The 11,671-nt window shown below is 38.1% G+C and carries 11 protein-coding genes; all 11 read left to right on the forward strand.

Going from position 1 to position 11,671, the window contains the following annotated elements; genetic code table 11:
• Window position 1: 1 nt before the first annotated feature.
• Window positions 2-769 (forward strand): polysaccharide biosynthesis/export family protein, encoded by a 768-nt coding sequence (locus tag Q0192_RS09965; protein ID WP_299289333.1) that lies wholly within the window; start codon window positions 2-4, stop codon window positions 767-769.
• Window positions 770-3,193, forward strand: coding sequence for a tyrosine-protein kinase family protein (locus Q0192_RS09970; RefSeq protein WP_299289334.1), 2,424 nt, complete (start codon window positions 770-772; stop codon window positions 3,191-3,193).
• A gap of 13 nt (window positions 3,194-3,206) precedes the next feature.
• The gene (locus tag Q0192_RS09975) at window positions 3,207-3,713 is read left to right on the forward strand and encodes a UpxY family transcription antiterminator (protein ID WP_299289335.1); all 507 of its coding nucleotides are present in this window, start codon (window positions 3,207-3,209) and stop codon (window positions 3,711-3,713) included.
• A gap of 90 nt (window positions 3,714-3,803) precedes the next feature.
• Window positions 3,804-5,585: an asparagine synthase (glutamine-hydrolyzing) gene (gene asnB / locus Q0192_RS09980; RefSeq protein ID WP_299289336.1), complete on the forward strand. Its 1,782-nt coding sequence runs from the start codon at window positions 3,804-3,806 to the stop codon at window positions 5,583-5,585.
• A gap of 75 nt (window positions 5,586-5,660) precedes the next feature.
• Window positions 5,661-6,365 carry a methyltransferase domain-containing protein gene (locus Q0192_RS09985; RefSeq protein WP_299289337.1) on the forward strand — a complete coding sequence of 235 codons (705 nt, stop codon included), beginning with the start codon at window positions 5,661-5,663 and terminating at the stop codon, window positions 6,363-6,365.
• A complete protein-coding gene (locus Q0192_RS09990; protein ID WP_299289338.1) occupies window positions 6,344-7,201 on the forward strand; it encodes a glycosyltransferase family A protein in 858 nt (285 codons plus the stop codon). The genes Q0192_RS09985 and Q0192_RS09990 overlap by 22 nt, the downstream gene beginning before the upstream one ends.
• Window positions 7,189-8,118: a glycosyltransferase gene (locus tag Q0192_RS09995; protein ID WP_299289339.1), complete on the forward strand. Its 930-nt coding sequence runs from the start codon at window positions 7,189-7,191 to the stop codon at window positions 8,116-8,118. The genes Q0192_RS09990 and Q0192_RS09995 overlap by 13 nt, the downstream gene beginning before the upstream one ends.
• Before the next feature lie 17 nt (window positions 8,119-8,135).
• Window positions 8,136-9,029: a hypothetical protein gene (locus tag Q0192_RS10000; RefSeq protein WP_299289340.1), complete on the forward strand. Its 894-nt coding sequence runs from the start codon at window positions 8,136-8,138 to the stop codon at window positions 9,027-9,029.
• Window position 9,030: 1 nt separating this feature from the next.
• Window positions 9,031-9,957 carry a glycosyltransferase family 2 protein gene (locus Q0192_RS10005; RefSeq protein ID WP_299289341.1) on the forward strand — a complete coding sequence of 309 codons (927 nt, stop codon included), beginning with the start codon at window positions 9,031-9,033 and terminating at the stop codon, window positions 9,955-9,957.
• A 1-nt stretch (window position 9,958) separates the two neighbouring features.
• Window positions 9,959-11,221 carry a glycosyltransferase gene (locus tag Q0192_RS10010; protein WP_299289342.1) on the forward strand — a complete coding sequence of 421 codons (1,263 nt, stop codon included), beginning with the start codon at window positions 9,959-9,961 and terminating at the stop codon, window positions 11,219-11,221.
• Window positions 11,218-11,671, forward strand: a 454-nt coding sequence (locus Q0192_RS10015) for a glycosyltransferase (protein ID WP_299289343.1), incomplete at its 3' end; no start/stop codon positions are given. The genes Q0192_RS10010 and Q0192_RS10015, both read left to right, overlap by 4 nt.

Genomic DNA, 11,671 nt, shown 5'->3' on the forward strand with positions numbered 1-11,671 from the left:
TATGAAAACCATATTGCCCTGCCGCATAAAGCCGATACTGTTTTTAGCCCTATTTTTTTTGTCTTCCTGTGCTTACAAGCAGCAGCACGCTTTGTTTAAAACCGATGTGCCGCAACCGGTTGCCACTGTGCCGAATCCTGTTTATCCAACTTACAAAATCTGCCCCGGCGATTTGCTCCAGATACGGAACCTGCAAAATATAAAATACATTGCCGAAGAACAAACCGGTTCGGCAGTTGCTACACAAGCGCCCAATTATCAGGTGGAAGAAGACGGAACAGTTGCCCTGCCCGCTTTGGGCCGTATTGCTGTTGCCGGGCTGACCAAGTTGCAGGCCGCCCGAAAAATCGAAGAACTGTACAAATCGAGCCTGTTAAAAGATCCTATTATTGACCTTAAAATTATTAATCTAAAAGTAACTATTTTGGGCGAAGTGCGTACACAAGGCAATTACTTGTTGCTAAAAGATAAAACAAACCTGGTAGATATGATTGGCGAAGCAGGCGGGCTAACCGACAAAGCAAACGAAAAAACGATACAAATTATCCGCGGCGATAAAGCAAACCCGCAGGTAATTGTGGCCGATTTGAACAACATTAAAACGCTGGCAAAGCTGGATTTAAACCTGCAAAATGGCGATATTATTTATGTTTCCCAAAACAAGCGCACCGTCCGCAACGAATCTATGCAAAACGTTTCTACTATTGTACAGGCAGCTTTGGTTTTTCTGAACACGGCACTCATCATCTACACGCTTACCAAAAAATAAATGCAGGAAGCCCTCGGCCCAATTTTACAAAAACCGAACGACCGTATCAATTATAACCGGCTGTTCCGTGTTGTTTTAAGCCGATGGTATTTGGTTGTTTTTGCCGTTTTGCTTTGTTTTGCCCTGGCGCGCTTGTATTTATGGTACACACCGAAGCAATACGCCACGAGCGCGGTGATGAAATTTGATGAAAAAAAATCGGAAATTTCTGAATTGGTTAGCGTGATGAACAATGCCGACCGCGCCGCTGCCAAAGTACAAAGCGAAAGTTACGTTATCAAAAGCCGCGGTTTGATTATTAATGCGGTTAAAGATTTAGATTATAAGGTGAGTTTTTTTATTGCCGGCCGCATCCGCAAGTACGAAACTTATCCCAACAAACCTTTGGCGGTAGAGATTTTGCAGGAAGACAGCGCCTCGCTTTATAAAGATTTGATCACTTTTCAGGCCATCAACCCAAACAGATTTTTGCTCACTTACAATACTGAAAATCATGCGGTAAAAACAGTATGTGCTTATAACCAGCCAATCAGCATTGGTAAAACAAGCTTTGTCATCCATCCAAACAACACGCGTTTTGCGGTAAATTCGGCTTATCAGTTTAAATTTAATTCGCCCGAAGATTTTTACCCACGCGTTTCTGCCGGTTTAAATGTGAACGAGATCATCAAAAATTCCAACGTAGTTAGTTTGGAAGAAACCGATCCGAACCCGCAATTTGCCGCCGATATTTTAAATGCTTTGATGAAAGAGTATTTGGATTTTGACAAGAACCGCAAAATGCAATCGGCTTCGCAGATCATTAGTTTTATTGACAACCAGTTGGATTACCTTTCCAAACAGGTAAAATCATCCGAAAAATCTTTAGAAAGCTATAAAAAGAGCGCTAAAGTTTTTGATGTAAGTTCCTCGGCCACAACAATGTTAAGCAAAGTGCAGGAAGTGGAATCACAAAAATCATTGCTCAACATCCAACTGATTGCGATTGACCAATTGAAGCAGCAAATCAGCAACGAAAAAAATGCGGTCAACTTAAATTTTAACATGCAGGGAACGGTTGACCCGTTGCTGAATGGTTTGCTGCTGCGCTACAATACTTTACTGACCGAAAAATCAGCTTTGCTAAAAACGTACATCAACAATTCTGAGCCGGTAAACGAAGTAAACCTTCAGTTGGCACAAGTTCGCAATTCGGCTTTGGCCAATATTGATGCTTCTGTAAAACGCATCGGTTCAACTTTAAATTATTTAAACAACCAGTTGCAAATGGCCAACCAGCAAGTTGCCGCTTTGCCAACTGCCGAGCGCGACATGGTGAGTTTGAAACGCGATTTCGAGATCAACGAAAAAGTGTATTCCTTTTTGTCGGAAAAGAAGTTGGAAGCGCAAATCAGCCGTTCTTCAATTTTGGCCGGCGCAACGGTGATCGAACCGGCACAAGCGAACTTTAACCCGGTTTCGCCCGATGCAAGCAGCATCAACCAAAAAGCAATTTTGCTGGGCTTACTTTTGGGTTTAGGTTTGATTTTGTTGCTGCGGATATTGAACCCGTACATTTATGACAAAGAAACAATTGAAAGCCTGACCAACGTGCCGGTGATCGGCATGATCCGGAAGTTTCCGTACAAGCTGGACGAGAACAATACACAGATATTATCGCTGGCAAAACCGAAATCTGTTTTTGCCGAATCGGTTCGTTCCGTTCGTACCAATTTGAGTTTTATGGCTTCCGATAAAGCAAGCAAAGTAATTTGCATTACTTCGGAAGTTGCGGGCGAAGGCAAATCTTTTATCGCCGTAAATTTGTCAAGCACGTTGGCTTTGATCAACAAAAAAGTAATTTTGATTGCAGCCGATTTACGCCGCTCTAAACTGCATTATGTTTTTGACCAGGAAAACCACATTGGCTTGAGCAATTACCTGTCCGACCAGGTTAAGCAACAGCAAATCATTTTTAAAACCGCTTACGAAAATATTGACTTTATCCCTTCCGGCCCTGTCCCGCCAAACCCATCCGAACTATTGCACCACCCGAATATGAACTTGTTGATCGAGAATTTGAAAGTTCATTACGATGTAATTATGATTGATACCGCGCCGGTTGGTTTGGTTTCGGATTCGATCCCGGTTATCCGCGGCAGCGACATTAATATTTTTGTGATCCGTGCCGGGAAATCTTCTTTTCATGCGGCCGAAATCCCGCAGCAACTGACCGGAAAATATGGATTGAACAACACAGTCATCTTGCTAAATGCTTATTCCGAAGAAAACTTTCATTCCAGGATTTACACTTCGGGCAGCAAAAACCAGCAGGGCGGCTATTACTACAACGATTATAATGGTTATGCAAGTTCAGGTTATTACACTGATGACGCGTCGCCCGGCTGGTGGAAATTGAACCGCTGGATTAAAAAGATCGTTTAATACTAAAAATACTATGCTAAAAGAAGCATCGCCAAAATGGTACCCGGTTTATACACATTCGAGAGCCGAAAAACAGGCTTACGAGTTGCTCCTGCAAAAAGGGGTCGAAGCTTATTTGCCCTTGCAAAAAACGCTGAAACAATGGAGCGACCGCAAAAAATGGGTAAGCGAACCGCTGTTTAAATCGTACTTGTTTGTGCGCATTTTTCAAAAACAGCAAACCGAGGTTTTGATGACGAAAGGCATTGCGCGTTTCTTGTACCAATCGGGGAAGATTGCCAATATGCCCGACCAGCAGATCAACGAAATACAAATGCTTTTGTCAACAGAAATGGATTTGGAGGTTACATCCGACCATATTTCGCCGGGAGAAAAAGTAGTGATCAAAGCCGGTCCGCTGATTGGTTTGACAGGCGAAATGGTAAGTTACAAATCGCAAAAACAGTTAATTATCCGCTTAGAAAACTTAGGGCAATCCATTTTGGTAAATGCCCACGCTGCTTTGGTAGATAAACTGTAAGCGGTAAAAACAATTTAAAATCAAGCAGTTGCAAAACAAAAATGTAACTGACGCGGCGAAGCTGTATCAAAACGGCAAAGCCAAAAAATTATGTGCCGGATAGCTGGTTTAGTTTCTTTAAATATTCATGCCGACGAAAAACGCAACTTAATTAGCCGGATGTGTTTGGCCATGCAACACGGCGGGCCAGATGGCAAAGGCTTATTTTTAGGTGGTAAAAACAGCATTTGCTTTGGGCACCGAAGGCTGGCTTTGATTGACCTTTCTGCCGATGCCAACCAGCCGATGACAGATGCAACTGAAAATTATACCATCACTTTTAACGGTGAAATTTATAATTACCGGGAGCTAAAAATTGAACTGCAAAGTCTGGGTTATCAATTTAAAACACAATCGGACACCGAAGTTATTTTGGCTGCTTATGAAGTTTGGGGCACAAATGCTTTTCATCGTTTTAACGGCATGTTTGCCTTTGCTTTATTTGATAAACGTTTAAACAAGGTTTTTTTAGTGCGCGACCAAAGCGGTATGAAACCTTTGTATTATCAAATTAAAAACAAGGAGCTGCTTTTTGCTTCGGAGATCCGTGCTTTTCGTGCTATTGATATTACCCAAAATCATCCGGATTGGAAAATTTGGCTTTTAGCTTTTGGCTTTGTCCCGGAACCGATGACGATTTTAAATGATGTATTGATGTTGCCAAAAGGCAGTTTGCTGGAATGGGACATTGTGGCAGAAACTTGTAAAATCCGCACTTATCTTCAACCCAAAACTTCGCCTTTAATTACAAATTTAGAAGAAGCCAAACAGTTGATCCGACAAAAGTTTCAAGAATCCGTAAACCGACATTTAATTGCAGATGCACCCATTGGCGTGTTTTTAAGCGGCGGAATTGATTCGGGCATAGTTGCATTGGAAGCATCCAAGTTTAAAGGTGCCGGTTTACAAACACTTTCTTTAACGTTTGATGATGCTGGTTTTGATGAATCCAAATTTCAGCAAATCATGGTGAAAAAGTTGGGCAGCAAGCATTCTTCTGAACAAATTACCGAACAAACTTTTCAAGAACAATCAACTGAGATATTAAAAGCGATGGACCAGCCATCCGCCGATGGAATTAACACTTGGCTGGTTGCCAAATTAGCAAAGGCACAAGGTTTAAAAGCCGTACTTTCTGGTTTAGGCGGCGATGAATTGTTTGGCGGCTATCCATCATTTAAAAGAATTCGGTTTTTAAAAAAGTTAAGCCAGTTGTTACCGAAATCCGCTTTAAAATTGTTTCAATATTTGCCAAATGCTAGTTATCAAAAATTAGCTTATTTATCACTTCGATGCCATCTTGGATATTATTTGGCTTTGCGTGGTTACTTTGCACCGAAACAAATTGCAGCCATCTTAAATATACCGGTAAAAGAAGTATGGCAAAAAATTTCCCGATTTAAACATCTAACAAATCAGGAAAAAAACACTGATCTGTTTACTGCAAATTTGGAACAGGATATTTACATGAAAAACCAGTTGCTGCGCGATGCCGATGCGATGAGCATGCAGCACGGCATCGAAATTAGGATGCCTTTTTTAGATTATGAATTTTTAATTGGTGTCAATAGCATCCATCCAAACTTACGCTTTGATAAAAAGTTGGCCAAAGGTTTATTGATCAAAAGTTACCAGGATTTATTGCCTGAAGAAATTTGGAACCGTCAAAAGATGGGCTTTTCTTTTCCGTTGCAAAAATGGCTGAAAAAATCTGCGTTAACGGATAAGCTTCAAATCAGCAAAAACAAAAGTATTGCTTCTTTTGCACAAGGTTTTTTGGTGGATAAGGTGCATTGGTCTAAAATAATTGCTTTGCATTTTGTTGTTAAATAACTTCAAAGTATCATGCTTCTTTTATCAACCTTATTTTATGTTTTTATATTTAAATAGTACTATAAAAAATCCAATATGAGTATTAGTGAGTTAATTAGTAAATTAAAAAACAAGCTATCTTTATCCAAGATTGATAACGAACAGGATTATTATGAAAAGTTATTCATCCATACATCAGACTGGAATAAACCATTTCCAAACTTAGAAGAATGGCAACGCTGGCTAATTGTCCGAAGCTTTATAGAAGAACATATAATTGAAAATATTACTCACCATAACCGCTTAAAATTTCAGATTTTAGATATTGGTTGCGGACGTGGATGGTTAACCAACCTTTGCTCCACTTATGGGGAAATAACCGGAATTGAACCTGTTAAAAAGGTAGTAAAATATGCAAAAACACTTTTCCCTGTATTAGATATTCGATGCCAAACAGCAGATGAACTTTTGGAACAACAATTACAGTACGATTTAATTGTTTGTTCTGAGGTGATAGAACATATACCAGATTTACAAAAAGACAGCTTTGTAAAAAAAATCTTTCTTTTATTAAAGCCAGGCGGTTCAATTATTTTAACAACACCACGTCAAGAAGCATTAAGCGAATGGCAACAATATACCAATCCAAATCAACCTGTAGAAGATTGGCTCTCGGAACATCAAGTACAATCGCTATTTTCCAATTATAAAGTATTAAATAAAAAACGTCTTTCTATTCCTCCTAAAACAGATATTGAACCAATACCGGTTTATCAGCTATGGCTTTTTCGCAAACCATAAATACCTCAATTATATCTGTGATTGTTCCTTGCTATAAACAGGCGCAATATTTACTTGAAGCATTAGAAAGCGTATGGAAACAAACGTACGAAAACTGGGAATGTATTATCGTTGATGATGGATCACCTGATGACACTGCTGATATTGCATTAAATTTTTGCTTACAAGATAAGCGGTTTAAATATCTTAAAAAAGAAAACGGTGGCTTATCAAGTGCAAGAAATGCAGGTATAAAAGAAGCATCAGGAGAGTTGATTTTACCTTTAGATGCAGATGATCGTATCCACAAAGATTATTTACAACTCGCTATAAGTGCTTTTGGTAAGAATAGTACTTTAGATTTAGTTTACTGCAAAGCTGATTTCTTTGGTGAAAAAACTGGAAAGTGGAATTTAGGGCCTTATACTTATGAAAGACTCCTTACCCACAATTCGATATTTTGTAGTGCTATTTTTAAAAAGGAAAATTTTATCAAAGCAAAAGGATATAATGAATCACTAAAAAATGGTTGGGAAGATTGGGATCTATGGTTACGAATGTTAAATCCTAATTCCCATGTATTACAACTTTCGGAAATTCTTTTCTTTTATAGAATTAAAGAGCAATCCATGGTTAAGCGATTAATAAATGGGCAATATCAACAAACAAAATGGGATGTTTTCCTATCCAGTTCCAGCGTATACCGAAACCATTTACCACCTCCGATGGATTTGTATTCAGAAGTAAAACTACTCCGCGACAACATCCTATTTTATCAGCAATCTAAAGAATACCGTTTAGGTAGACTATTGTTTAAACCGTTTCGTCTTTTAAAAAAAATATTTTGGAAACATTAGTTTCCATTATTGTCCCCAATTATAACCATTGTTCCTTTTTAAAAGATAGGCTAGAGTCTATATTAAACCAAACTTATACTAATTTTGAAATTATTATCCTGGATGATGCTTCAACAGACTGTAGTAATGGCTTAATTAGAGCATACCAAACACATGTACAAGTTAAGCACGTAGTTTTTAATGAAAAAAATAGTGGAAGCCCATTTTTGCAATGGAAAAAAGGGCTTGAACTTGCAAACGGAAAATATATTTGGATTGCAGAAAGCGATGATATTGCCCGGCTTAATTTCTTGGAAACTTTGATCCCTATTTTACAATCAAATCCTCAATTAGTACTTGCTTATACTGATTCTGAACGTGAAGAATCTGAATGGAGGAAAATTACGAAGTTTACTCAGCAAAAAATCGAGGTGTTTGAAGGTGAAACATTTGTAAGGCAAAAAATGACAAGCAGTCCGGCAATCGTTAATGCCAGCGCGGTTGTTTTTAAAAGGGAAACATTACAAGAAGAAATTCTTTCGCAAGCCAATAACTATAAAACTGCCTATGATTGGCTTTTGTGGTGCAGTATCATATTAAAAGGGAAAGTTGCCTTTTATCCTTTAAAATTGAACTTTTTTAGAAAACATATTAACAGCACTTCTTTAACCTCAACGCAGCAAGGGCTTTTTGTAATAGAAGGGCTAAAGGTATTGTCATATTTAAAAAACAATTTCGATATTAACTTAACTTTTTTACAAAAAAAAGGATGGGCATCTGTATGGGCACAAACATCATTGCTAACTAATAAAACAAAAAATATATTTTTTAAAAGTTACAGGCATGCGTGGAATATTTCGCCAATCCTTTTTTTCTATTTTGCCTACTATTGGCTTAAATACAAGTTTTTTTCTGCCATTAATATTAACCTATACTAGTTTAACCAAACAGCAGCGTGGCAACAATTTACACAATCGCAAAAGGTAATTACAAATATGGTGCCTTCGCACTTATTAATTCGTTGCGTGCCTGTGGTATCAACAATTTGGTTATTGTTGGCACTAACGTACATTTAGCAGAGTTGGAAGGCTTAAAAAATGTAAAACAAGTAATTATAAATTCTACTTGGAACGGAACAAACCTGAAACCTGTTTTGCTGTTATCACAACCATCAGAGTATTTTATTTATTTTGATGCAGATGTTATCATTTACGATGGCGAATTTATCCGTGAAGTTGAAAAGCGGATTAAGCAAAATAAATTTTTTGGTTGTATTGATGGGATAGTTGCAGAGCATGAAGTGCGAAGACATTATTGGCAAGAAATTTATCCCTCTAAAAACAGTATTTCAAAACCTACATATTGGTATTATAACGCCGGCTTTTTTGCCGGATGTATGTCATGTCATAGTTGGATATTAAAAGACTGGAACCAACTCAACTTAGAACATTTAGATTTAGAAGGGTACTTGTTTAGTAACCCAAAACTACCATTGAGCGACCAGGATACTTTAAATGCAATCTTACAATTTTTGCCAACTGAACAAATGTGTGTTATCGAACTGCCAGATTGGTTTGGTACCGGTACACAAACAAACCCTTTTTTTCATATCGGCAACTTTCGCCCACAGGCTTTTTTGCATTGTACTGGCCACGAAAAACCTTGGAAATTAGACAAAGCGCCAGCACGCGCACCAAACACTTATGATGATTTGTGGTATCAATACATCATTAAATCGCCTACTCCGGTTTTCTGTTCTTACCAGCTCTCTTATTTACACAAACAATGGTTCAAAAGAAGCATTTTAAGCCGTTTGGTAATCAAACTAAAATCAATCCTTAAAAGATAATTTGCATATTTCCATCATCATTCCTGCATTTAATGCCGCAAAAACAATTGCCGCAACCTTGAAATCGGCATTGGCACAACAATCCGGTTTATTTAAGATTGAAATAATCGTGGTAAATGATGGCTCTACCGATGGAACTGCAACTATCCTAAATAAATACAAAGATGCTTGCCGTATTATCACCCAAGTAAATGCGGGTGCAAGTGCGGCAAGGCAAAAAGGTTTCGAAAACTCAGCCGGACAATACATCCAATATTTAGACAGCGATGATTTGTTGTTGCCTGGAAAAATCCAGCAACAGGCAGAAGCTATGATGGCACAAGATGCGGATATTGCTTATGGAGATTTTGAAAAATTTACCGCAGAAGATGGCAGATTAACAGTTAAAGAAATAGTGAAAGGTGATATTCAAGGCAATCCTGAAATTGAAATCTTCAAAAGCTTTTGGCGGCCACCTTGCGCTATGTTGTATTCCAGAAAAATTGCAGAAAAAATTTGCTGGAGTGAAACTTTGCCCGTTATCCAGGATGCACGTTATTTTTTGGATGCTGTTTTTATGGGTGGAAAATTGGTGTACACGCCCGGTCTACAAGCAAAGTACCGCATCCATCAAAGTCAATCTTTGTCGCAGCGCAGCAACTTGGCTTTTGTAAAAGATTGTTTTGTAAATGCTACCGAAGTTTATTTGATTTGGAAAAAAAATTTGGAAAGTAATCCTGAGAAAAAGAACGCATTGATTGAAGTTTTAAGATATTGCATCCATGAATTTTCAATACTCAATCAAAATCTTTTTATACAGGCAATTGATTTGCTTTTGGAAATCGAGCCAAATTATATCCCTGAAAAATCTCTGTCGCTAAAAGTAACAAGCCGATTTTTTGGCTATCGAAACGCCGAAAGATTAGCTGCTTTAAAAAGAAAGTTATAATTTGAAGATACTGTTGGTAACAGAATATTTTTATCCGCAAAGCTCAGGCGGAACTGAGTTGTATGTTTATAACCTTGCTACAATCCTTCAAGAGTATGAACATGAAGTAAATGTATTAAGCGTATTTGATGGTGATAAAAAATCTGATACTTACAGAGGTATAAACATTGCATATATCCCTTTTAACCAAGATTTTCGGACTGAAGTAATTAACGGAGATAAACCTGCCGACAATACTGAAAGTTTTACAAATGCAATTTGCAAAATCAAACCAGATGTAATCCACTTTCATACATTAACCACTTCCATCGGTGCCGATCATATTATAGCAGCAAAGCAAGCGGGTTTTAAAACTGTTCTTACTTCGCATATTGCTTCGCACACTTGTATCCGCGGAACTTTAATGCAAATGGGAAAGTTTGTATGTGACGGAAAAGTAGAAGAACAAAAGTGTTTAAGTTGTTACTTGCAATTGCGAAAGGTTCCTGAACCTTTTTGTAATCCTACGGCAATGTTAATGCGGTTTATAAATTTCCCAAATAATACAGCCCAGGTTGTTAAACACAAACAAAACGAACTGCAAAAGCTTCGCAATGCAATTGACCAATTGGTTGTGGTAAGCAATTGGCAACGCGATGTTTTTATCAAAAATGGATTTCCTAACCAGCAAATAAGTTTGTGCAGGCAAGCGGTAACTATTCAAAAAACGCCTTCGGAAATAAAGCAAAAATCAGACAAACTTATAATCGGTTTTATTGGCAGGGCAACAGCGGTAAAAGGTTTACATGTTTTACTATCGTCGTTAAAATATGTTCCAACCGATCAACTTGAACTTAAAATTGCAGTAATCCCAACTTTAACAGAATTAGATTATTACCGGCAGCAAAAACAGCACGTAGAATCTTTACCGTATGCAACTTGGACAGAAAACCTTCCAAATGAAAATATCAATAGTTTTTTACAGGAACTTGATATCCTTTGTGTTCCTTCACAAGTGTCAGAAACTGGCCCTTTTGTAGTTTATGAATCATTGGCACAAGGGGTTCCAGTTTTGGGAAGTGATTTGGGCGGGATTGCAGAACTAATTTCGGAAGGAAAAAATGGCTGGTTATTTCCTCGTCAGGACGAGAAATATTTGGGTTCACTCATTGCTTCTTTTATCACACAAAAATTAGAAGGTAAGCTCCTTAATCATATCGAACCAATAAATCGCTCTGTAAATAAATTGGCTGAAGAAATGGTGGAGATTTATGGGAAGCTATGAAAATTGCCCTCGTTGCCGATCCCGAAATCCCTGTTCCGCCAACTCATTATGGTGGAATTGAAAGGGTAATAGACTTGCTGATTAAAGGGTTAAAAAAAAACGGACATGAAATTACGTTGTTTGCACATCGCAATTCTATCACTTCAGCAGATCATTTTTATGCTTATCCCGCAATTGGCCAAACTAAAACGGCGTTAGTTAAAAACTCGCTTTTGGTAAGCAAACTATTAATAAACCAACCGAACGTTGTTCATAGTTTTGGGAGGCTGGCGTATCTTTCGGCATTGTTACCGTTGCGCATGCCAAAGTTGATGAGCTACCAGCGCGAGCCAACCATTACGCAGATAAAAAAAGCCATAAAATTAGCTGCTAAAAACAGTATGTATTTTACAGGCTGCAGTAACTATATCACCAATCAAATCAAACCTTTCGCCCCGGCATACACGGTTT

The organism is uncultured Mucilaginibacter sp. (genome assembly GCF_937859865.1).
In the GTDB taxonomy this organism is placed as follows: Bacteria; Bacteroidota; Bacteroidia; order Sphingobacteriales; family Sphingobacteriaceae; genus Mucilaginibacter_A.

Coding starts and splice junctions, on each gene's coding strand:
- Q0192_RS09965 (WP_299289333.1), top strand. CDS start 2: ATGAAAACCATATTGCCCTGCCGCATAAAGCCGATACTGTTTTTAGCC.
- asnB (WP_299289336.1), top strand. CDS start 3,804: ATGTGCCGGATAGCTGGTTTAGTTTCTTTAAATATTCATGCCGACGAA.
- Q0192_RS09985 (WP_299289337.1), top strand. CDS start 5,661: ATGAGTATTAGTGAGTTAATTAGTAAATTAAAAAACAAGCTATCTTTA.
- Q0192_RS09970 (WP_299289334.1), top strand. CDS start 770: ATGCAGGAAGCCCTCGGCCCAATTTTACAAAAACCGAACGACCGTATC.
- Q0192_RS09990 (WP_299289338.1), top strand. CDS start 6,344: ATGGCTTTTTCGCAAACCATAAATACCTCAATTATATCTGTGATTGTT.
- Q0192_RS09975 (WP_299289335.1), top strand. CDS start 3,207: ATGCTAAAAGAAGCATCGCCAAAATGGTACCCGGTTTATACACATTCG.